Raw genomic sequence first — 23581 nt, 5'->3', positions numbered from 1 at the left:
TACCTCCTAACAAATTATTGTTAGGAGGTTTTTATCGTTTTCAAGTTCTTTCAATAACTGCGCTCACTTTTCCTTCTTTATTCATAACCAATCTTTCTTTAAGTGAATTTCTACAAAGGATTCGGCCGTAAAAATAACTAAAATGCATAAATATTCGTTTTGACGAATTTTTGTAACATTTAATAATTATTGAATAAAATTATAAAAATTCAATTGATTTTATATTTATGCATGTTATACTAATTTCAACAGCAATGATACAAGGAGCGAAGGCCATGAAATTACTCGAAGAAGTACAGCTAAAGTTAGTTTCTAGTTTAAAGGGAAAAGACCTATTAACTTTGCTAGACTATACAAGTCAAGAAGTTGAAGAACTTATTGAATTAGCAACACAGCTTAAAATGATTACCAAAGAGGGGAAATGCCCAAGATTACTAGAAGGTAAAACACTTGGTATGATTTTTGAAAAACATTCAACGCGTACTCGTATTTCATTTGAAGTCGGCATGAATCAGCTAGGTGGGAAAAGTATGTTTATGCATGCGCGTGATTTACAAATAGGTCGTGGTGAATCCATTTACGATACAGCACATGTCTTATCAGGCTATTTGGATGGCATTATGATCCGAGCAAATTCCCATGCAATGGTGAAGGAACTAGCAGAGCATGCGGCTATTCCTGTCATCAATGGATTAACAGACATTTATCATCCATGCCAAGCTTTAGCGGATTTAGAAACAATTGCAGAGAACAAAGGTTTTTTAAAGGGGCTTAAAATTGCCTATGTGGGAGATGGCAACAACGTAGCACATTCTTTAATAGTTGCTTCAGCGCATGTTGGGATGAATGTAGCTGTGGCGACACCAGCAGGCTATGAATGTGATGCAGAAGTAATCGCTAAAGCACAAGTAATTGCCGCGGCAAATGGCAGCACAATTATGATGACACATGACCCTGTGGAAGCTGTATTAAATGCAGACGTTGTTTATGCAGATGTTTGGACATCGATGGGCCAAGAGGAAGAAGCAGCAAAACGTTTGCAAGATTTTGCAGATTACCAAATTAATGATGAGCTTGTAGCGTATGCGAAACCGAACTACATGTTCCTACACTGCTTGCCAGCACATCGTGAGGAAGAAGTGGCAACATCTGTTATTGATGGCCCTAATTCTTATATTTTTGAGCAAGCTGAGAATAGACTTCATGCACAGAAAGCAGTTCTTGCATCGATTTTAGCGTAAGATTTGACCTATACTTTTCAGGTTGAGAAGTAAAATAGAGTTTACGTGTGCAACAGTGGGTGCCCATGTGAATAACATACAGTGGTTGGCAGACAGAGGGATGTTCACCACGCGCGATGCTTGTTGTCAAGATGGATGGCTGCATCGCTACATAGTTAAGTAACCTGGGAGACGCTGGGTTACTTTTTTCTTTTGTATCGAGGGATATAAGACTAAAAACTAAGTTTTCCTATAAAATATAGAGAATATAAAGAATTATTTATATAATAGAGTAAATAAGGATGAAGGGATGGAATTTACATGAATATAGACCATATCGAGGCTTTTTTATATGTTGTCCATTATAAGAGTACACATAAGGCAGCCAACGCCTTGTTTCTTTCTCAACCCACCGTGACTGCACGCATCAAATCATTGGAGCGGGAGCTAGGGGTTGAGTTATTTTATCGAGAGGGACGAAGTGTAACCTTATCAGATAAAGGCAAAGGTTTCTTACCTTTCGCGACTCAAATCGTACAAACGTTTCAGCAAGGAAAGAAGCAATTGGAAAAGACACAGGAAACAGATGATGTATGTATTGGTGCAAATGGCCTAACAGCTCAATATTTTTTAGCGTATGCGTTGCCTAAATGGAAAGAACAATTTCCTAATTTGCGTTTTCAATTGGTGACAGGTTCAACAACTATGCTATTAGAAAAATTGGAGAGTCACCAAATTCATGTAGCTTTCATTCAGTATGTACACAGAGAAGGAATATTCAACGAGTTATTATTAAATAATGCGGTGAAACTTGTGAGGCATTGTGAACACCCGTTACCACAATATGATTGCATCGAAGCGAAAGAATTGGCACAACAGAAAATGGTGTTTTTTGAGTGTGGAGCGTTCGATTGGAATTATGTGCATAAAATGTTCGAGGTAGAGGGGGTAGCCGCCAATATAGAGGTTCGAACAGACCATTTAGAAATCGCTAAGGCTTTCATTCGCACAAAAAACTATATTAGCTTTTTACCACAGCTTTGTGTCAAGAATGAACTTGAAAGCGGCGAATTTGTTGAAGTAGATATCAAGCATTTACTGGATATGAATCAACATATCTTCCTAACTTATAAAAATAAAGATACATTGACTTCTGCTTTTTGGGAGACAATTTGTCATACAGCGAAGGATTTTGAAAGGGTACAAATGATGGAGTGATAAAATTTTTTATTTAAACGCTAAATTTTTTCTATTACTTAACCTATTGCATATTATCTGAATGAACTGTAATATCATTCTCAATCCAAATTTATTTATGAATGATCGTAAATAAATATTTTTTTAACATAAAAACATACTTAACCACTATGTTTAGTAAAAAATAAAAATGAGGAGGAATTAATATGGCTAGACAAGACAAAATTCGTTTTGGAGCAATTATTCACGGGGTAGGTGGTAATATTTCAAGTTGGCGTCATCCAAAGGTAGCGAGCAATCAAAGTGTCAACCTACCTTTTTATATTCAACAGGCTCAAAAGGCAGAGGAAGGGAAATTTGATGTTGCTTTTATTGCGGATGGCTTATTTATTAATGAAAAATCGATTCCTCATTTTTTAAATCGTTTTGAGCCTATTACGATATTATCAGCATTGGCTGTAGCAACTAACAATATTGGGCTAGTTGGAACAGTATCAACTTCCTATAGCGAACCATTCACAGTGGCACGCCAGTTTGCTTCTTTAGATCATATTAGTGCAGGGCGTGCAGGCTGGAATGTTGTAACTACTCCTTTAGAAAGTACAGCTTTGAACTACAATAAAACTATTGAACAACATCCTAGTCATGCAGAACGCTATCAAATCGCTGAAGAATATTTAGAGGTTGTCAAAGGTTTATGGGATTCTTGGGAAGATGATGCCTTTATCGCAGATGTCGAAAATGACCAATTTTTTGACCCGGAAAAATTGCACACATTACATCATAAAGGGCAGTATTTTTCAGTCCAAGGTCCACTTAATATTGGACGAACAAAGCAAGGTCAGCCAGTTATATTCCAGGCTGGGGCATCTGATGCTGGGATTCGATTAGCTGCTAAGGATGCAGATGCCATTTTTACACATGGAGCATCTATTGAAGAATCACAAAAATTTTATAAAAGAGTCAAGGCAGAGATTGCAGCATTTGAGCGAAATCCAGATGAGGTAAAAATTTTCCCAGGTATTTCCCCAATCATTGGCGATACAGTTGAGGAAGCAGAGGCAAAATACCAGGAGATTGTTGAATTAGTTTCCATTGACCGTGCTCTGGCTTATCTTGGACGTTATTTCGATCATCATGATTTTACACAATATGATGTGGACGCGCCTTTTCCTGAACTAGGTGATATAGGGGCCAATAGCTTTAGAAGTACGACTGATTATATTAAACGCTATGCTAAGCAGGAGGGACTTACATTACGTCAAGTCGCTTTACGTGAGGCGACTCCTAAAACAGCATTTTTTGGAACGGCAGAACAAGTGGCAGATCTAGTACAGGAATGGTTTGAAAAGGAGGCAGCAGATGGCTTCATAATCGGTGTAACGGTACCAGGTGCCTTAGAAGATTTTGTTGATAAAGTAGTACCAATATTACAAGCTAGAGGACTTTATCGAGAAGACTATGAAGCTGATACATTACGTGGAAATTTAGGTTTGCCATTTAAAGAAAGCCGGTATATCAAGCAGTCTGTTTAAAAACCAAGTAAAGTTATTTGAATAAGTGAAATTAAGGAGGCTGTGTATGAGTTATACATTAGGCATATTAGATCAAAGTCCAATTATTGATGGAGCTACAAATGAACAAACATTACAAAAAACTGTCGCATTGGCACAGAAAGCGGAGCAGTTAGGCTACTCTCGTTTTTGGGTATCGGAGCATCATCATACGGATGCACTAGCAGGGTCATCTCCAGAAGTATTAGTTTCCTATTTACTTGCAAAAACCGAGACTATTCGCATTGGGTCTGGTGGAGTCATGCTTCAGCATTACAGTCCATACAAAGTAGCTGAAAATTTTCATGTCCTTGCATCATTAGAGCCGGGGCGTGTTGATTTAGGCATTGGGAAGGCACCAGGTGGTTTACCGCTTTCTACAAAAGCTTTACAATATGGCACGCTCAATCAAGGCGAGGACTTTGAGGAGAGACTAACATTTTTACAGCAATTAATTGAACAAAATGTACCTACGAATCATGATCTTCATGGTGTGCAAGCAACACCCATTCCAAAAGTAAAGCCGGCTCTATTCTTATTAGGGGCAAGTCCGCAAAGTGCAGAACTTGCAGGGAAACTTGGAATTGCATTTGTCTTTGCACGATTTATTAATAGCGACAATGAATTATTGGCTCAGTCGTCTACTATTTATCGTGAACATCATCCTAATGGTCACTTTTCTGTCTCGATCGCAGCAGTTGCTGCACCGACAAATAAAGAAGCAAAAGGCTTGATAGAAGACCAAAAAATTACAAAAGTTCATTTGGCAAGCGGTAGGACGTTGACTTTACAATCAGTAGAGCTAGCAGAAAAATTTGGGCAGGAATCTGGAGAGGAATATACGGTCAAACAATATGATGCGGATATTGTTTATGGGTCACCAGAAGAAATTAAAGATCTACTAGATCATTTTCATATGCAGTATCAAATAGATGAATTCATTTTGCACACGCCTGTACGAAAGGAATTTGAACGGCAACGCTCCTTTGAGCTTTTAAGTCCTATTCATTTAAAGTTGCAGCAACAAATAACGGTAATCTAAGGAGGAAAATTAATGACAGTGACAAGAGATATCATTGTTTGGACGAAGCAGGGATGTAGCTATTGTGATGATATAAAAGCGTATTTACAAGAACAACATATTCCTTATAAAACAGTTGATGTAACCAATAATGATACGTTTAGAGACATTCTTGACTTAAAATATGGCGTTCGTTATGTGCCGATTGTGGAAATTGGCTCGAGCGAAAGTGGTGTCTATAGAGCCATAACAGAAATTGGATTAGAGCATGTAAAGAATGCACTTGCTGTGGGCTTACCCTCACATTTATAGAAGGAGGAGAGGGAATTTTATGAAAAAAATATTATTTTATATGCTACTTTTACTGATGGCACTTTTAACAGCATGTGCGAGTTCAGAAAAATCGGACGGAGATTCGAATGAACAAAAAACAGCACAAGGTGGGAAAGATGTCCAAAAAATTATTGTCGGTACAGGTACACAATTTCCAAATATTTGTTTTATAGATGAAAAAGGAAACTTAACTGGCTATGATGTGGAGCTAGTTCGAGCAATCGATGAAAAGCTACCTGAGTATGAATTTGAATTGAAAACAATGGAATTTTCAAATTAATTACTAAGTTTAGAAACAAGAAAAATAGATTTTATAGCCCATCAAATGGAAGTTAATAGTGAACGAGAAGAAAAGTTTTTATTTAATAAAGAACCATATAATGTTTTCCCATTAAAGGTGACAGTAAATGAAAAGAATAATGAGATTCAATCTATTGAAGATTTGAAAGGGAAAAACGTGAGCGTTTCTCCAACAAGTAACTCTGCTGTCTTTATTGAAAAATATAATAAGGACCATCATTTAGGAGCGAATATCGTTTATTCTTCAGGTTCAGTCGATGTGAATAATCAACTGGCAAGTGGTCGTATTGATGCTATTATTACGACACCCTTTGCGGTGAAATATTATAACGAAAGCAATAAGGCACAGCAAAAGGTCGTTGGGGATGCATTATTAAATTCGAAGGTTTATTTCTTATTAAATAAGGATGAGGTGGAATTACAAGAGCGTTTAGATGAGGCCATTGTTGAGCTAAAGAAAGAGGGAGTGATTAGCGATCTAAGTAAAAAATGGTTAGGAGATGATTACACAGTAGACTTCTAACAATTAGGAAAGGAAGAAAGAAGTATGGATAATAATTTTGATTTTGTACTTATTGCGAAAGTACTTCCGACATTGCTTCAGTATTTACCAGTAACAGCTGAAATACTAGTGTTCTCCATACTTTTTGGTATGGTGCTTGGAATAATGCTAGCTATACCAAAGCTTCTAAACATAGCAGGATTAAAGCAAATTATCACAATTTATATTTCATTTATTCGTGGCACACCAATTTTAGTGCAGTTGTTTTTAGTATTTTATGGGGTACCAGCACTCCTAAAGCTCATTCAAATTGATGTTACTCGAATGGATGCCATGTATTTTGTCATTATTACGTATACTTTGAGCAATGCGGCAGCCTTTGCTGAAATATTTCGTGCAGCCATATTAACTGTCGACCGTGGGCAAATGGAGGCAGCCTATTCCGTGGGCTTAAGCGGTCCTCAGGCTTTTCTGCGAATTGTTTTCCCACAAGCAATCCGCGTTGCTTTTCCTAATATAGCGAACACAATGATTAGTTCATTAAAAGATACATCACTCGCTTTTTCCATAGGTGTAATGGATATGGTTGGGCGTGGAGAAACTTTAATCGCGTCCACAACTCGGGCATTTGAAATATATGTGGCATTATCGATCGTTTACTTTGCGATTGTCCTAATTCTTGAAAAAATATTCAAATTCAATGAACGTTATTTCAATCGCTATATGCTAAAAGAAGTTGCCACTCATTAGGGGGATGTGCTATGACCATTGATATTGCATTTGTGTTGGTGGCTTTACAAGAAATTAGTAGAGTAATACCACTAACTCTATTCATGACATTTACACCTGTTTTATTAGGTATTGTAATAGGGATACTAATAGCCTTTGTGCGGATAAAACAAATAAAATTTTTGACACCCTTCTTAAATTTCTATGTTTCCTTTTTCAGAGGCACACCTATTATTATGCATATCATGCTTGTTTATTTTGGATTACCCATGCTAGTGGATGTTGTGGCAAATACTTTCCACTTATCATTTCAATCCAGTTCCATTCCTATATTATTTTTTGTAATACTTGCACTTACATTCAGTGCAGGGGCTTATGCTTCAGAAATTATTCGCTCTGGTATTTTAAGTGTACCGAAAGGACAATTGGAAGCGGCTTATGCAATAGGTTTAACATTTACACAAGCAATGCGACGTTATATTTTACCCCAAGCATTTGGTAAGTCAATTCCTAACTTTACTAATGTCTTTATTGGTTTTTTACATGCTACATCATTAGCCTTTTTTCTGTCCATTAAAGAATTGACAGGAGTGGCGAACATTGTTGCTTCTGTGAACTTGAAGTTTTTAGAGGCTTTCATTGCGGTTGGAATCATTTATTGGGGGATTTCAATTATTACAGAATGGATCTCACATCGTATTGAAAAAAGAGTAACGGCCTATAGTAAAAGTGGCCTGTAGTAGAAAGGGGAAAATATATGACAATAGCGGAAATTGTTATTGAACATTTACAAGAGGAAGATTATGCAGCTTATCTTGAGGTTTTAGTAGAAAGCTATGGGCAATATGAAAAGGATTATAAGGACCCAGAGCACTGGGCTTCGTATTTAAATGATATTCGAGCATCTGTTGGCAATCCAAACGCTGAAACTATTCTAGTTGCAAAACGAGGAGATGAGATTTTAGGTGGACTACAATTGTTTACCGATGCGGAGAAAGCATATGGGCTGCCTGAGCTTAATATTCAATCGACCATCGTGCGTTTATTGGGGGTCCATCCAAAAGGAAGAGGGCAGGGAGTTGCCAAGAAATTATTGCATGAAAGCTTTGCCTTTGCAAGAAAGAGACAGGATCAAGCACTATATTTGCATTCAGGAGATATTATGCAGGCTGCTATTAATCTCTATTTATCTTTAGGTTTTGTAAGAGACGAGTCAAAGGAGTTTTATAAGGGAGAAATATTAGTAAAGAGCTTCCGCTATGATTTATAAATTAAAGCCGCTGATTGTTGGAATCAGCGGTTTCTTTATGGCTATAGGGAGAAAATTTTCCCTGGATTCATTATGTTAAGGGGGTCAAGTGCTATCTTAATACTTTTCATGACAGCAAGGGAGGTGCCGTGTTCAGTAGCTTGATATTTCATCTTGCCAATTCCAACCCCATGTTCTCCTGTACATGTGCCCCCACGAAGTAGAGCATATTGAACGATGTGCTCGTTAAAGCGATCGGCTTTTGTCTGCTCCTCTGCATCATCGGGATTTAACATTAACAGCGCATGGAAGTTTCCGTCTCCTACATGCCCGACAATTCCTCCTGCTAGTCCAACAGTATTTAGTTGCTCCCTTGCATATAAAATAGTTTCTGCAAGCATGGAAATAGGAACACAAACATCTGTCGACATAAGCTTTTTACCAGGATGAGCATGCATATAAGCATAGGCCAATGAATGGCGTGCTTCCCAAAGCTTATTACGTCCAGCATTATCGTGTTCAAACTCAACAGATAGGCAATGAAAGTCCTCAAAAATTTCTGTAGCAAATGCTATATCGGCATGCATACCTGCTTCATTTCCATGGAACTCTAAAAAGAGTGTCGGCTTTTCGTTAAAGGCAGTGTCATTATAAATATTGGCTTGTTGAATGGAGGCCTCATCGACCAATTCCACACGACCAATTGATATTCCTGTCTGTAATAATGCTGTGACGGAACTGACAGCATCACCGACTGTATTAAAGACAGCCCGTCCTGCGGTCACAAATTCAGGTATTCCATATACTTTCAGTGTAAGCTCAGTAAAGCAACCGAGCGTACCTTCTGAACCAACGAATAAACCGTTTAAATGATAGCCAGAAGAGGACTTTGCTGCCAAATTTCCTGTATGGATTACAGAGCCGTCTGCCAGTACTACTTCTAAATCACGAACTTGATCGCGCATAACACCGTAGCGAACCGCAGTAGTGCCACTAGCGTTAGTAGCTGCCATACCACCTAGTGTGGCATCAGCACCTGGGTCCACTGTAAATTGTAGCCCATACTTTTTTAATTCCTTATTCAATTGTGAACGTGTGACGCCTGGCTGTACTTTTACAAGAAGGTCTTCAGGTCTAACTTCTAAAATAGCATTCATTTCAGAGAAATCGATTGAAATACCATTTGCAATGGGAATTGCATTTCCTTCTAGGCTTGAGCCAACACCGAATGGTACAACTGGAACACGTTGTGCATGCGCGACTTTTAAGATGGCACTGACATCAGCGGTGGAACGGGGAAAAACAACGATATCAGGTAAGCTCATCGCATGATGGGATTCATCCTTACCATGTAGCTGTCGTACCGTTTCGTTTGTTGACACTTGTTCTTCTAATAATACCTGTTTGAGTTGATTGACAATAAATTCTACTGCAACAGTCATTCCAATCCCTCCAAATTTTCTGATAAGTAAAACATTATCATGCATTTATTGGAAATGGAATGCATTGCTTATAAAAAATCAGTTTGCAAATGCTTTTTCTAACTTTTGAACGAATGCTTCTTGCTCAGTGGAGTTTGATTGCTTCCACCATTTTTCAAAAAATACCCCAAGTCCTGGCAGTAAATGCTCTTCTCCACGGCTAATGGCATCTTCAACAATATCTTTAATTTCTGCCGCAGATTGACCGTGTACATTGGCTGTAATCGCATCTCTAATTTGAAAATTCATCTATTTCGCCTCCTTAATAGTAATTTGTCCAAGTATCTTTTTATATATGTACGAAATGCCAAAGAAAATATATCAAATTTACAAAAATAAGCTGTAATTAGGATGAAAAACGATAGGAATTTGAACCATATTGAGTAATCAAATGATAAAAGTGAACATTCGATTTCAAAAAATATCCAGATTAAGATAATGTCACCTAGGAATATTGGACTGTGCATAGTCAACAGGAAGAGACATATGACCATTCATAACAATCGAAAGCTCACAACTACCCAATCATTTGAGGAAATCTTGGAAAGTGTGCAACCGATGATTAGCTCTATTCTTACAAATTTGAGCATTTATAAAGATTATGATTATTATCGTCAAGTAGCGACTATTGCTGTTTGGAGAGCATGGCTAAAAGCAGATCCATCAAAAGGACAATTATCTGGTTATATTTATTCCAACATAAAAGGAGAAATATTAAATGAATTAATAAAGGAAAAAAACTATTTAGCGAAAATAGCTACAGTGGATGATGAAACACTTGACTATCTTCGTAGTGAGTTTGAGTGGGAGGAATATAACTATCCAGAAAGTTCAAACCTTCTAGAAAGTTTGGTATGCCAGTTAAAACAGGTAGAAAGGAGGATCTTATACCTATATTATGTAGAAGATCTCAGTGATCAAGACATCGCTAAAATACTTGGTTTTTCCGTAGCAGCCAGTAAAAAAAGAAGGCAAAGAATCATTAAGAAGTTAAGAAATAAGGATTTTAGGGTGAGAAAAAAGCAATAATATATCAAAAGTATGCTAATATTGTAATAAAATGAATATTAGCATACTTCACTTGAATGCATACAAATTACGATAAAAGTGTTATGATTTGTAAGTAGTCAAAGAAAAATACAATTTTACATAAATTATTCAATTGTGATAGTTAAAAATACCTAGCGATTTTTTACATAGTAGTATGGAGGGTTTGTGTTGGGCAAATGGTTTAATCAGATCGATAAAAAAGAGGTTTGGTACATGGTATTACCATTACTACTGGTCATACCATTATTAAGTTTTAGCAATCAAATATATGGTGTTTTTCAAGGTGAGATTTATACAAATTTAAAATTGATTATACAAGTTTTAATTATTGTATTTACAATGGCAATTGCCATACAATCTTATTTAGTTTTTTCCCACTTACTATCAAATCAAACTTTATACATAGGAAATGTGTTTTTTATTCTAGCATTACTTGAATTAGTCAGTTTATTTTTTAGCCATAATCATTACATTAAATGGGATTATATGGATGGAACTTTGCATATCTTAATACGTTTTTATTTATCACTCGGTTTTTTATTTATTATTTTATACCCTAAAAAACAATTAACAATGAAGCATCGAACCCTTAGTTATAGCGGTTCTCTACTTTTTGTTATAGCAAGTATTCTCCTAGTATATATCTCACCAAAATTATTGCCTGTACAATGGATAGATCATATTGATAATATGGTACACCTATTTTCTATTGTTCTTCAACTGATAACAATAAACATTATTAGTAGGTTTTTTAAGAAAATGCCAAAGCGTTCCATGTGGCTCATCAGTGCAGCTATCTCGCTCATTATAAGTGATACGTTTTTTATTATTAGCCAAGATACGCATGCGATTTGGGATTTCTCCGCCCTTATATATCAATTTTTAGCATTTTACTTTTTCTTAAAGGCGATTTATTATACATCTGTTGAAAAACCATTTCAACAACTGTTAAAAATAAAGAAGGATCTTGAACAATCACAACGGGAGCTACAATTTCAAGCCTATCATGACGATATTACACTATTGCCAAATGAGCATTTATTACTTAAAACATTAAAGGAAAAATTACATGAAAACGGACTTCAAAAGGCGATCATTGCCATAGAGATCGATCGGTTTGCAGCCATTCGTTCTTCCATAGGGATCAGTCATTCTAATAAAATGATGCAGCTAGTGGCAGAACGTATTCAAACGATTTTACCACCGCATTATTTTGCGACCAAACTACAAGAGGGCCAATTTGTCATTTACATTCATCATGTAAAGACTGTTGAGGAGCTATTACAATTTTGTTTAAATCTAAAAAGTGCCATGAAAAAACCTTTACAAGTACAATTATTTTCTTTAAATGGCAATTTAAATATGGGAATCGCCTTACAGGAGGAAAAGTGGACAGGTGAAGAGCTATTGATGCATGCCCAATTAGCCATGCGAGAGTCTAGACAAATTCCGCAAAGATTTCTTTTCTATAAGCCTTACATGTCTAAAGGAATTGCAGATCGGATATTGTTAGAGCAAGATTTACATAATGCGTTAGCCAATAACGAATTTTATTTAGATTATCAACCACAGGTAAATTTAAAAAGTGGTGCAATTGAATCAGTTGAAGCACTAGTCCGCTGGCGACATCCAAATCGAGGATTTGTGTCACCTGAAATATTTATTCCGATTGCCGAAGAATGTGGTCTCATTATTCCACTTGGCAAATGGATATTAGAAACAGCCTGTCAGCAAGCGAAACAATGGGAGGAACAAGGGTTACCTCCAATCAAAGTGGCCGTGAATCTTTCACTTGGACAATTATTTCAACAAGATTTAGTTGAAATGGTGGGTGACATATTACAACGTTCGAAATTAGATGCCCATTATTTGCAATTAGAAATTACGGAAAGTATGACAATGAATATTGATCAAATGACACAGCTACTGCATGAATTAAAGGCGCTTGGTATTCAAATAGCAGTAGATGATTTTGGCACAGGGTATTCATCGTTATCCTACTTAAAGGATTTCCCAATTGATTGTCTAAAAATTGACCGTACTTTTGTGAGAAATGTTCAACATAATCCAAATGATGAGGCACTTGTGTCGATGATTATTTCGATGGCAAAGCATTTACGCTTGAAGGTTGTGGCGGAGGGCATCGAAGAGGTTGAGCAGCTGTCGTTTCTGATGGAAGGTGGGTGTGATTATATTCAAGGTTATTTATTTAGTAGACCGATTTCACCTCAGCAAATTTCGGAAACCTTTCATGATTTACACTACCATGTAGATGAAGTCTTAACGCAGCTTCGATATAAAAAACAATATAGTATGTAAAGCAATGCAAAGAACCTGCTTAGGTAAAGATAAGCAGGTTCTTTCTTTTCTAGTGAACGAGATATTCTTCCTTCAGTTCAGATATATCTACTTCAGACCGCTCCTCTAAAGAGCGGCGTAGGTGAACAGTCGCTGTTTTCTCATCATGGAGTTTATCGATCCAAACGGATACACCATTATAGCTTACTTCATATTCTAACGGTGAGGCGACAATTTCACGTGCACGTTGAAAATCCAACAGAAGCCCCCCTTATTTTTTCTTCTTATTGTGCTGCGTTACTGTATTTATCAGCTCCATGAACTCTTGAGAAAATTCCTCACTAACCTTATTAGGGGCGATCTTCTGGTTTTTTGGCGTTTGAGGTAATGAACCTTTATTGTTACTTTGACCTTGTTTATTGTCTCTTCCCATGTGAGTTGCTCCTTTCAAATTGGTATATCTTAATATGGCTTTTAAATAAGCTTTTTATCATGGGAAAAAATCGGGAAATGTAGCATATCTTTATTAGTTGAGTGCACAATAAAAAAACTACGGTTTTTTTATAGAAAAATTCTCATTTAAAAGTACCCAATTTTGTGGGAATGGGAAACCTAAAGCCCAATAACTAATTCCTCGAAGATTATATTGTTTGACCATGTCAAATTTAGCTTGTGCACTTCTCGCATCTTCGAACCATACCTCATGGTTTCTTCCTTGTTCATCGACATAACGATAAAATGGGGATTGCGCTGTTTGGTCATATTGGATGGTGGCACCATATTTAATGGCTCGATTAAGAGCCTCCTGTGGACTAAATGTCTCGGCTTCTTGGCCTTTGAGATGAGGTAATAACCAATCACGGGCATATAGCTCAAAGCCTAATAAAATTTTATCCGCAGGTATTTCTGTAAGTGCATATTCAACAACTCTTTTCATTTCATTAATAGGGGAAATGGCTTGAGGAGATCCAAAACGATATCCCCATTCATACGTCATCAAAACTACAAAATCTGCTATTCGACCATGTGCCTCGTAATCATGTGCTTCATATAACGTTCCAACTTGCGTTGCACTTGTTTTAGGTGCGAGTGCAGTTGATACGAGATAACCCATAGGATGTAGCATATCCGCTGCTAATTGGATAAATGCATTGTAATTTTCTCGATCAGCAGGCAAAACATTTTCAAAATCAATATTCAAAACTTGATAGCCCTTCTCTTTCATCACCTGTAAAACATTATTCATCACTTTGACACGTAACTCTTCATTGGACAAGACAACATGTGCCAAATTAGAGCCTTCTTCTGTTGAAGTAAAATTAGTGAGGGTTAACATAGGAATGATGTTTTTAGCCTGTGCAGCTGCTATCATTTCTTCATCATTTATAGGCTGTAATGTACCGTCTTCCTTCATTTTATAAGCAAAAGGACTAAAATAAGTAAGTAGATGGCCAACGGCATTAATGGAATCAATTGCTTCCTTATATGGTTGGTAAGAATAAGCATTTACTTCGATAAGTGGTAATTTTCTAGGGATGATTAATTGAGCACCCACATAAATCATATTAGGGTTGTTAATATGATTTGCAGCAATAATTGCTTGGATAGTCGTATCATAATTTTGAGCTATTTGCCATAAAGTTTCACCAGGCTGCACAATATGAATGACTGGTGGAATAATTAATTTAGTACCAGGTGTTAACATATCAGGGTTCGTTAGATGATTGTCTGCAATGATTGCTTGTAGCGGAACGCCAAATTGTTGGGCAATCGACCATAATGTATCTCCGCTTTTCACGGTATATGTGGTATACGATGAAGGGATAACAAGTGATTGTCCGATGGCTAATTGATCTGGTGTAGCTAACGCATTTAACAGAGTAATAGATTGAACAGATACCCCATAACGATTGGCAATATGCCAAAGCGTTTCCCCAGCACTTACTACATGAATAATCATAGAACACCTCCTAAATGATAGTTCATTACTGCATCATATGATTCAAATCATGAAATGAGTATTTTATAAGAGATATGCAAAAGCTTAAAGCTTCAAATTCTTTCCCCAGGATACCTAGCATAGGATATGACATAGATTAGATATGAAGGGGAAGGGGTTTTAGGTGAAGAAAGCGAAACTTACAGGTAGAATTGTTACTCCTGAAGATCCGAATTATGAACAAGCGCGGACGAATAATAATTTAAATAATCCCAAATATCCGAGCTTAATTGTATTTTGTCAAAGAACAAAAGATGTGGTCAATGCCTTAAAATGGGCAAGGGAAAACAATGAACCTTTCAGGGTTCGCAGTGGCCGACATAGCTATGAAAATTATTCGTTATTAAATAAGGGTCTTGTTATTGATATAAGCGATATGAATAACATGGCGATTAATCTCCAAGATATGTCGGTCAAAATCGAGGCTGGTGCCAATTTAGGAAAGGTATACAGAGAATTATGGGAAAAAGGTGTAACGATACCTGCTGGTACAGAAAGTAGCGTTGGCGTTGTTGGCTTAACCCTTGGTGGAGGGATTGGCATGCTGTCACGACTTTTTGGACTAACTTGTGATAATCTCCTCGAATTAGAGATAGTGATTGCAGGTGGGCAGGATGGTGCCAAGATTATCCAAGCAAATAGGCAAAACAATAATGACCTCTTTTGGGCAAGTTGTGGTGGCGGTGGTGGCAATTTCGGCATTGTCACTTCATTAACATTTAAGCTACATGCTATCAGCGAAGTTTCGCTTTTTTCCATCACATGGGGATGGACCGATTTTGAGCTTGCTTTTGATACATGGCAAAAATGGGCTCCATTTACTGATATGCGTCTGACATCACAAATTGAGTTAAAGACTAAAGAAGTTGGGGAGATCGTATCTCAAGGGGAATTTGTGGGTTCCGCAGCTGAATTAAAAAAACTTCTTCGACCACTAAGAAAAGCAGGTTCACCAATAAATATATGGATAAAGGAAGTACCCTATATCAAGGCTGTAGAATTTTTTGATCTACCAAGTGGTAATCAACCAGTTCTCTATAAAAGATCAGGTTCCTTTATTGAGAGACCGCTTCCTTTTGAGGCCATTAAGAGAATGAAGGAGTTTTTAACGCATGCCCCTAATCCAAATACGACAATTTGGCAGCAATCCTTACGAGGAGCTGTCAGTGAAATTACGCCTAATCGCACAGCCTATTTCTACCGAAATGCAATTATGGCTCAAGAATACAATACCTCTTGGAAAAAAACAGATGAAGAAAAACAAAATATCGAATGGGTGGAGGACATACGGAGAGCTTTATCTCCATATACCACAGGCGATTATGTCAATTTTCCTGATCGATTTATTCAGGATTGGCCAACAGCCTATTATGGTCGTAATTTTAGAAGGTTGAGAGAAGTGAAAACAAAATATGATCCTTTTAATGTTTTTCAATTTCCGCAAAGTATTCCACCTATTAGAAAATGGTTATAGCCTATAAGGTGAGCAGTATGCGGATGCATTGCTGCTCGCTTTTTATAGTGAAAGCATGTCCGATCTATAAAAGGAAATTAATCTTGATAATTACAGTATCAAAGGTCACAATAAAACTATTACATATATTTCTAAAAAGGAGTTAGTAGGATGGAAAATATTGTTGTTCGTAATCATGTGAAAGTAATTGGACAAGGAGATCAACCGATTATTTTTGGACATGGTTTTGGCTGTGATCAAAACATGTGGCGTTTTATTACGCCTGCATTTATGGACAAATATAAAATTATATTATTCGATTATGTCGGATCTGGAAGCTCAGATAAAAATGCCTATACATCAGAGAAATATCAAAATTTGCAGGGCTACGTGCAAGATTTATTGGATATTATTGAATCTTTAAAATTACAGCAAAGTATTTTTGTAGGACATTCTATTAGTTCCATGATTGGACTACTTGCGTCCATCCAACGACCTGAATACTTTAAAAAATTAATTATGATTGGACCTTCACCGTGTTATTTAAATGATGGTGAATATATTGGCGGATTTGAGCGTAGTGATATTTCGGAATTATTAGATATGATGGAAATGAACTTTGCAGGTTGGGCAAGTTATATGGCTCCTATCGCAATGAGCAATCCTGAAAATCCAGCATTAACCGATGAACTCAAACAAACATTTAAATCTGCAGACCCTGTCATTGCGAGAGAATTTGCCGAGGTAACATTTTTATCGGATCATCGAAATGAATTATCAAAGGTAACAGTCCCGGTTTTAATTATACAATGCTCCGAGGACAGTATTGTGCCCATAGGTGTAGGAGATTATTTACATAAACATATTAAAGGCAGTACTTTTAGCTTAATGGAAGCGAAAGGACATTACCCTCACATTAGTCACCCAAATGAAACCATTCAGTGTATTACGGGTTTTTTGTAGGGAAGAATAATGAAAGGATTATTGTAAATGGAACAACGACTTAATGATGCGCCATGTGGTTTTCTTTCCATCACTCATGAAGGAGTAATTGCAGAGGTCAATCACACTTTATTAAATTGGTTAGGCTTTGAGCAGGCAGATTTGCTGCAACAACATCTAGAGATACTTCTATCTACTGCTAATAAATTAATTTTTCACTCGTATTTTTATCCGATAATAAATTTAGAACAGCAAGTAGAGGAATTGTTTATTCATCTCAAACATAAGGAAGGGATGGCTATCCCATTTCTAATGAATGCTAGGTTGTATACCGAAGATACGGTAGAGCGAATTGATTGTATTTTAGTCAAAATGCAAAAACGTATTGATTATGAACAAGAATTACGTTCGGCTAAAAAGCTACTAGAGGCAGCCTACCAAGAAAAAGAGCAGGCATTAGCCAATTTGGAGCAAATTCATGTAGAAATCGAACAACAACAGGCAAAATTGTTAGCCATGAATGCTACTTTAGTTGAATTATCGGAGACAGACAAACTAACGGGTTTAAAAAATAGAAGATTCTTTCAAGATAAACTTGAACAACAGCTCAATAGTTATTATGAATTAGCTAAGCCTTTTTCACTATGTATTCTTGATATTGATCATTTTAAAAAGGTTAATGATACGTTTGGACATCAAGTAGGTGACGATGTTCTTGCTCAATTGGCACAGCTATTAACACAACGAGCGCGTAAAGAAGATACCGTCGCTCGTTATGGTGGTGAGGAATTTGTCATGATTTTACCGGAAACTGATATTGCCGCAGCAAAAGAGTTAGGGGAGCAAATAAGAAAAACGGTGGCGTTAGATTATTGGCCAGCTGGTCAGGTGACGATAAGTATTGGAATGGCAACCGTCACATCCGAAGATACTGGTGCGACATTGCTAAAAAATGCGGATGATGCCTTGTATGCATCGAAAAAAAACGGACGTAACCAAGTGACTCATTTTTATGATATGAAGTAAATATGTGTTATTGTTCCGCTAATAGTTTTTCAATGGAAGGTAAATCGGCAGGAGCAAAAGAAAGCTCCAGCAATTGCTGACGAGGAACCCATTTTGCATCAGCGTGTTCCGATATTTGTGGAGTACCTTTAACAATAGTGGCTAGATAAGTTTCTAGGTGAACAAAAAATTGTTCGTATTCATAAAGAGTTTCGGTCACTGGTTCACCAACTTGAATGATGCAATTGAATTCCTCAAGAATTTCTCGATAAAGTGCTTGCTGGGGAGTTTCACCGGGTTCAATTTTACCACCAGGGAATTCCCAATAATTAGCGAGTACCATATGAGCATTTCTTAAAGCACAGAAAATTTCTTGTCGATCATTTTCAATAATGGCACCCACTACATGTATTGTTTTTTTCACCCTTATCACCTTTTTTCTCGATACTGTAAAATTATTTCGAAATATGTATCATTATAGCATGGTGAAGATGTTAGACACTGCATTAAAATTACACTTGTCTTAGGAAAATAACAGTTTTCTCACATAGCTATGAAATTTAGTATTTCCTAAGGTATAATAATGGTCAATATATAGGGAAAAGGCGGTAATAGGTAGCAATGAAGAGAATCGAATCTACGCAAAATGCGCTAGTGAAATATTGGAAAAAATTAGCGACAACAAGAAAAGAACGGGAACGATCAGGTGAATTCATAGTAGAAGGCTTTCATCTTGTAGAAGAAGCATTAAAAAATAAAGAGCAAGTGCTGCAAATTATTGTACGTGAAGGTGTAGATTTACCGATGCTATGGCCGATTGATGGAATCGCTATTGTAGAGGTGACGTCAGTAGTAGCGAAGGAATTTGCGGAAACAGAAACGTCACAAGGTGTTTTTGCTATCTGTAAACAGCCTGTATTAGAAGAGGAAGTGAAGGCATCTTGGCGTAAAGTGCTATTGATAGATGCTGTTCAAGACCCAGGTAATATTGGGACAATGATTCGTACAGCCGATGCAGCCGGGTTAGATGCCGTTATTTTAGGGAAGGGCTGTGCCGATGTCTACAATCCTAAAACGTTACGAGCTGCACAAGGCTCACATTTCCACATCCCTGTAGTACGTGAAGAGTTAACAGAATGTGTAGACTTTTTACAGGATCAAGGTGTTCCAGTATTTGGTACGGCATTGGATGAAGACGCCGTGCCATATAGCGACATTCAGCATACTGGTGCATTTGCGATTATAATGGGGAATGAAGGTAGTGGCATTCAGCCGCAGCTTTTAGCATTGACAGACCAAAATATAATCATTCCTATTTTTGGTCAGGCAGAATCACTTAATGTAGCTGTAGCAACTGGAATAGTTTTATATGGTTTTGTGAAATAATTGACAGATTCATGCGGGTTTCCGCTAGTTGCCCCTTGATTTGCAACTGATCATTATTGTATAATCAATTCTAAAATGTAAGTTTAAATATGAAATGCTATGACCGGGAAGTAGTAAAAATTGTGAATGGACGACAGGGAGCGTGTGGCCGGAGATTGAGAGCCAACGCCGTACCGATGCAATTTTGAATTCAGCCCGTGAGCAGCTACCGGGACCAGCCTGATGCTGTAAAGGTAAGCCGGCTTTATAAAGTCGTTATGTCAATGAAGTGATTGTAAGGATATTGGCCTTGCAATAACTAGGGTGGTACCGCGAATATGTCCTCGTCCCTTTTTTAGGGGCGAGTTTTTTTATGCCTAAAAACAGGCATTAATTTTCTAAGGAGGTTTTAACATGGAAGAGCAATTAAAGCAATTAGAGCAAGAAGCACTTGCTAAAATTGAAGCAGCAGCAAGTCTAAAAGAATTAAATGAAGTACGTGTTGCATATTTAGGGAAAAAAGGACCTATTACTGATTTATTAAAAGGAATGGGGAAATTATCAGCTGAAGAGCGACCAAAAATGGGTGCTTTAGTGAATAATGTTCGTGAGAACGTAACGGCAGTATTAGAGTCAAAAGCTGCTGTACTTGAAGCAGCAGCTATTGCTGAAAAATTAGCAAGTGAGTCGATTGATGTTACTTTACCTGGACGTGAAATAAAAGTAGGAAATCGCCATCCATTGACACGTGTCATTGAAGAAATTGAAGATTTATTTATTGGGATGGGCTATGAAATTGCTGAGGGTCCTGAAGTAGAGAAGGACTATTATAACTTTGAAGCATTAAATTTACCAAAGGGTCATCCTGCTCGAGACATGCAAGACTCGTTCTATATTTCCGAGGAAATATTATTACGTACTCATACTTCGCCTGTACAGGCTCGTACTATGGAGGCTAAAAAAGGTGAATCTATTCGTATCATATGTCCAGGGAAAGTATTCCGTCGTGATAATGATGATGCCACGCACTCACATCAATTTATGCAAATTGAAGGTTTAGTAATTGGCGAAAATATTCGTATGAGTGATCTAAAAGGAACTTTAGATACTTTAGCAAAAAAAATGTTTGGTGCTGAACGTGAAATTCGACTTCGTCCGAGCTTCTTCCCATTCACAGAACCATCTGTTGAAATGGATATCTCATGCTTTAAATGCGGTGGTGCAGGATGTAACGTATGTAAGAGCACTGGCTGGATTGAAATACTAGGCGCAGGTATGGTTCATCCAAACGTCTTAGAAATGGCTGGCTATGATCCGAAGAAAGTTTCTGGTTTCGCATTTGGTATTGGAGCAGAGCGTATTGCCATGTTGAAATATGGTGTCGACGATATTCGACACTTCTATACAAGTGACACTCGTTTCTTATCACAATTCGAGCGAACAGAGGCGTAAGGGGGATAAAACATGTTAGTATCATTAGAATGGTTAAAAGATTATGTCAATACACAGGACCTAGCACCTGAGCTATTAGCAGAAAAAATTACACGTTCAGGAATTGAAGTAGACGCGGTCATTGATCGTGCAAATGCAATGGATAAAGTTGTAGTTGGATATGTTGTATCAAAAGAAAAACATCCAGAAGCCGATAAATTAAATATTTGTCAAGTGGATGTTGGAGAAGAAGAACCTCAACAAATTATTTGTGGTGCTCCCAATGTAGATGCTGGTCAAAAAGTAATTGTGGCTCGCCCAGGTGCCCATTTGCCAGGCGGTATTAAAATTAAAAAAGCTAAGCTTCGTGGACATGAATCAAATGGCATGATTTGTTCATTACAAGAGCTAGGTATTGAAGGAAAGCTTGTTCCTAAAGCGTATTCTGAGGGCATTTACGTGCTTCCAGAAGGTGCGGAAGTAGGAACGGACGCACTGGCTATTCTAGGCTTACGCGATACGGTGCTAGAGCTTGGTTTAACACCAAATCGATCAGATGCACTTTCAATGCTGGGTGTAGCATATGAGGTGGGCGCTATCCTGTCAGAGGAAGTAAAGTATCCAAATATCGCTTATCAAGCTGCCAGCGAAAAAGCAGAGGATTTACTAAAGCTTCGTGTGGATGATATGCAAGCAAACCCAATGTACGTCGCAAAAGTTGTGAAAAACGTCAAAATTGGTGAGTCACCAATGTGGCTTCAAAATCGTTTGATGGCAGCAGGTGTACGTCCCCATAATAACGTAGTGGACGTAACGAATTATGTGTTAATGGAATATGGTCAACCACTTCATGCCTTTGACTATGATAGCCTTGCAACAGGTGAAATCGTTGTTCGTAAAGCAACGGAGGGTGAGAAAATCACAACTTTGGATGACCAAGAACGTACATTAAAAGCGTCAGATTTAATTATTACGAATGGCAAAGAGCCAGTTGCTATTGCTGGTGTAATGGGTGGTGCTAATTCTGAGGTAACAGATTCTACAACGACTGTTGTCATTGAATCGGCTTATTTCGACGGCTTAACAGTGCGTCAAACATCTCGTCATCTTGGACTTCGATCTGATGCATCTGCCCGCTTTGAAAAAGGGGTAGACCCGAACCGTGTTTTACCTGCAGCCGAGCGTGCTGCAACATTACTTGCTGCATTAGCTGGTGGTGAAGTATTAGAAGGTACATGTGTAGTAGACGAGTTAGATAAAACACCAGCGCGTGTTGTCGTATCACCAGATTTTATTAACGAACGTTTAGGCATGAAGATTGCATTAGAGGATATGCTTTCTATTTTAGAGCGCTTAAAATTCGGAGTAGAAGCTGCGAATGGTTTATTAATTATCGATGCACCAACACGTCGTCAGGATATTAAAATCGAAGAGGATATCGTAGAGGAAATTGCTCGTCTTTATGGCTACGACGAGATTCCAACGACATTACCAGAAGGTCCTACGCAAGTAGGTAGTTTGACATCTTACCAAGCTAATCGTCGTGTTGTTCGTAATTATATGGAGGGTGCTGGTCTGTATCAAGCAGTGACGTATTCATTAACATCTGATGCTTTGTCACAACGATTTGCATTGAAAGCTGAACCAGTGACACGTTTACTAATGCCTATGAGTGAAGAACGCTCTACATTACGACAAAGCCTGGTTCCACACTTAATCGAAGCAGCAGCCTATAATGTTGCCCGCCAAGCAGACAGTGTAGCTCTATATGAAATTGGCTCAGTATTCCTTGGTCAATCGGAGGAAGGGCAGCCTTTCGAAGAAGAGCATCTTGCTGCAGTCCTTACAGGGAAATGGCTTGATCACGCATGGCAAGGCGAGAAAAAGGCTGTAGATTTCTTCGTCTTAAAAGGTGTTATAGAAGGTGTTATTGGCAAGCTTGGCCTAGGAAATCGCATTTCATTTGAAAAAGCACAAATTGATGGATTACACCCAGGTCGTACAGCTAGTATATTGTTGGATGGCGAGCAAGTTGGTATTATTGGTGGCCTACATCCTGCAGAGGAAAAGGCTTGGGGTGTAAAAGACACGTATGTTATGGAAATGAATCTCGTTGCTCTTTTAAATGCAACTGATCAAGAAGCGCCACTTTCCTACAAACCAGTACCTCGTTTCCCTGCGATGTCTCGTGATATTGCGCTTATTATGGACCGTACAACAACTGCAGGCGAAGTCGTTAAAGCTATTAATGTAGCTGGTGTAAAATTATTGAAGGATATACGCGTATTTGACGTTTACGAGGGTGAAAAAATGGAGCAAGGGAAAAAATCCGTAGCATTCTCGCTCACATACTTCGACCCAGAACGCACGTTAACAGACGAAGAAGTAGTAGCTGCACACAATAAAGTACTAAAAGCAATTGCTACAATCGATGGTACAGAGGTGCGCTAAAA

Annotated in this window: 22 protein-coding genes and 1 pseudogene; 17 read left to right on the top strand and 6 right to left on the bottom strand. The window is 37.7% G+C overall.

Annotation, left to right across the window (positions count from 1 at the left end):
- The first annotated feature begins 275 nt into the window (after positions 1-275).
- The 9 genes and pseudogenes from argF to MKY88_RS17685 all read left to right on the top strand — a co-directional run bounded on the left by argF (position 276) and on the right by MKY88_RS17685 (position 8125).
- The gene (gene argF / locus MKY88_RS17725) at positions 276-1241 is read left to right on the top strand and encodes an ornithine carbamoyltransferase (protein WP_069482297.1); all 966 of its coding nucleotides are present in this window, start codon (positions 276-278) and stop codon (positions 1239-1241) included.
- A gap of 300 nt (positions 1242-1541) precedes the next feature.
- Positions 1542-2438, top strand: coding sequence for a LysR family transcriptional regulator (locus MKY88_RS17720; protein WP_193832840.1), 897 nt, complete (start codon positions 1542-1544; stop codon positions 2436-2438).
- A gap of 185 nt (positions 2439-2623) precedes the next feature.
- Positions 2624-3952, top strand: a complete 1329-nt coding sequence (locus tag MKY88_RS17715) for an LLM class flavin-dependent oxidoreductase (protein WP_069482295.1) — start codon at positions 2624-2626, stop codon at positions 3950-3952.
- Between the two features lie 46 nt (positions 3953-3998).
- Positions 3999-5012: an LLM class flavin-dependent oxidoreductase gene (locus tag MKY88_RS17710; protein ID WP_193832838.1), complete on the top strand. Its 1014-nt coding sequence runs from the start codon at positions 3999-4001 to the stop codon at positions 5010-5012.
- A gap of 12 nt (positions 5013-5024) precedes the next feature.
- On the top strand, positions 5025-5303 hold the full coding sequence (locus tag MKY88_RS17705) for a glutaredoxin family protein (RefSeq protein WP_069482293.1): 279 nt from the start codon (positions 5025-5027) through the stop codon (positions 5301-5303).
- A gap of 19 nt (positions 5304-5322) precedes the next feature.
- A pseudogene (locus tag MKY88_RS17700) lies at positions 5323-6147 on the top strand (transporter substrate-binding domain-containing protein).
- Between the two features lie 24 nt (positions 6148-6171).
- A complete protein-coding gene (locus tag MKY88_RS17695) occupies positions 6172-6876 on the top strand; it encodes an amino acid ABC transporter permease (protein ID WP_328204005.1) in 705 nt (234 codons plus the stop codon).
- Positions 6877-6887: 11 nt separating this feature from the next.
- Positions 6888-7595, top strand: a complete 708-nt coding sequence (locus tag MKY88_RS17690) for an amino acid ABC transporter permease (protein ID WP_193832835.1) — start codon at positions 6888-6890, stop codon at positions 7593-7595.
- 17 nt (positions 7596-7612) lie between these two features.
- Entirely contained in the window at positions 7613-8125 is a 513-nt protein-coding gene (locus MKY88_RS17685; RefSeq protein ID WP_193832834.1) for a GNAT family N-acetyltransferase, read from the top strand.
- Positions 8126-8166: 41 nt separating this feature from the next.
- On the opposite strand, the gene MKY88_RS17680 is transcribed toward MKY88_RS17685, so the two are convergent.
- Positions 8167-9546, bottom strand: coding sequence for an FAD-binding oxidoreductase (locus MKY88_RS17680; RefSeq protein ID WP_340814324.1), 1380 nt, complete (start codon positions 9544-9546; stop codon positions 8167-8169).
- Positions 9547-9624: 78 nt separating this feature from the next.
- Positions 9625-9834, bottom strand: coding sequence for a small acid-soluble spore protein SspI (gene sspI / locus MKY88_RS17675; RefSeq protein WP_069482287.1), 210 nt, complete (start codon positions 9832-9834; stop codon positions 9625-9627).
- Positions 9835-10071: 237 nt separating this feature from the next.
- Here sspI and MKY88_RS17670 point away from each other — a divergent pair, with 237 nt between their 5' ends.
- Positions 10072-10614: a sigma-70 family RNA polymerase sigma factor gene (locus tag MKY88_RS17670; RefSeq protein WP_328204012.1), complete on the top strand. Its 543-nt coding sequence runs from the start codon at positions 10072-10074 to the stop codon at positions 10612-10614.
- Positions 10615-10803: 189 nt separating this feature from the next.
- Positions 10804-12954 (top strand): bifunctional diguanylate cyclase/phosphodiesterase, encoded by a 2151-nt coding sequence (locus tag MKY88_RS17665; RefSeq protein WP_232540669.1) that lies wholly within the window; start codon positions 10804-10806, stop codon positions 12952-12954.
- 49 nt (positions 12955-13003) lie between these two features.
- Here MKY88_RS17665 and MKY88_RS17660 read toward each other — a convergent pair whose 3' ends face one another.
- From MKY88_RS17660 to MKY88_RS17650, 3 genes are all read right to left on the bottom strand, one after another.
- A complete protein-coding gene (locus MKY88_RS17660; protein WP_008179225.1) occupies positions 13004-13192 on the bottom strand; it encodes an H-type small acid-soluble spore protein in 189 nt (62 codons plus the stop codon).
- Between the two features lie 12 nt (positions 13193-13204).
- Positions 13205-13366, bottom strand: a complete 162-nt coding sequence (locus MKY88_RS17655) for a YfhD family protein (protein ID WP_139133748.1) — start codon at positions 13364-13366, stop codon at positions 13205-13207.
- 117 nt (positions 13367-13483) lie between these two features.
- The gene (locus tag MKY88_RS17650; protein ID WP_340814322.1) at positions 13484-14893 is read right to left on the bottom strand and encodes a LysM peptidoglycan-binding domain-containing protein; all 1410 of its coding nucleotides are present in this window, start codon (positions 14891-14893) and stop codon (positions 13484-13486) included.
- Between the two features lie 163 nt (positions 14894-15056).
- Between MKY88_RS17650 and MKY88_RS17645 the strand changes: the two genes are divergently transcribed.
- The 3 genes from MKY88_RS17645 (at position 15057) to MKY88_RS17635 (ending at position 18353) form a co-directional block, all read left to right on the top strand.
- Positions 15057-16406: an FAD-binding oxidoreductase gene (locus MKY88_RS17645; RefSeq protein ID WP_340814321.1), complete on the top strand. Its 1350-nt coding sequence runs from the start codon at positions 15057-15059 to the stop codon at positions 16404-16406.
- Positions 16407-16556: 150 nt separating this feature from the next.
- Positions 16557-17348: an alpha/beta fold hydrolase gene (locus MKY88_RS17640; RefSeq protein WP_069482283.1), complete on the top strand. Its 792-nt coding sequence runs from the start codon at positions 16557-16559 to the stop codon at positions 17346-17348.
- 27 nt (positions 17349-17375) lie between these two features.
- Entirely contained in the window at positions 17376-18353 is a 978-nt protein-coding gene (locus MKY88_RS17635) for a sensor domain-containing diguanylate cyclase (protein WP_193832828.1), read from the top strand.
- A 7-nt stretch (positions 18354-18360) separates the two neighbouring features.
- Here the strand turns inward: MKY88_RS17635 and MKY88_RS17630 are convergent, their stop codons facing one another.
- Positions 18361-18756: a (deoxy)nucleoside triphosphate pyrophosphohydrolase gene (locus tag MKY88_RS17630; RefSeq protein WP_193832827.1), complete on the bottom strand. Its 396-nt coding sequence runs from the start codon at positions 18754-18756 to the stop codon at positions 18361-18363.
- Between the two features lie 197 nt (positions 18757-18953).
- On the opposite strand from MKY88_RS17630, the gene MKY88_RS17625 reads away from it, so the two are divergent.
- From MKY88_RS17625 to pheT, 3 genes are all read left to right on the top strand, one after another.
- Positions 18954-19718, top strand: coding sequence for a TrmH family RNA methyltransferase (locus tag MKY88_RS17625; RefSeq protein WP_069482280.1), 765 nt, complete (start codon positions 18954-18956; stop codon positions 19716-19718).
- Between the two features lie 393 nt (positions 19719-20111).
- Positions 20112-21149 carry a phenylalanine--tRNA ligase subunit alpha gene (pheS, locus tag MKY88_RS17620; RefSeq protein WP_258268765.1) on the top strand — a complete coding sequence of 346 codons (1038 nt, stop codon included), beginning with the start codon at positions 20112-20114 and terminating at the stop codon, positions 21147-21149.
- A gap of 12 nt (positions 21150-21161) precedes the next feature.
- Positions 21162-23579: a phenylalanine--tRNA ligase subunit beta gene (pheT, locus tag MKY88_RS17615; protein ID WP_069482279.1), complete on the top strand. Its 2418-nt coding sequence runs from the start codon at positions 21162-21164 to the stop codon at positions 23577-23579.
- The last annotated feature ends 2 nt before the right edge of the window (positions 23580-23581 follow it).

Source organism: Lysinibacillus sp. FSL R7-0073, assembly GCF_038009065.1.
GTDB classification, from domain to species: Bacteria; Bacillota; Bacilli; order Bacillales_A; family Planococcaceae; genus Lysinibacillus; species Lysinibacillus fusiformis.
Note: the sequence above shows the minus strand (reverse complement) of the source record. Positions and strands in the feature narration are given on the sequence as shown.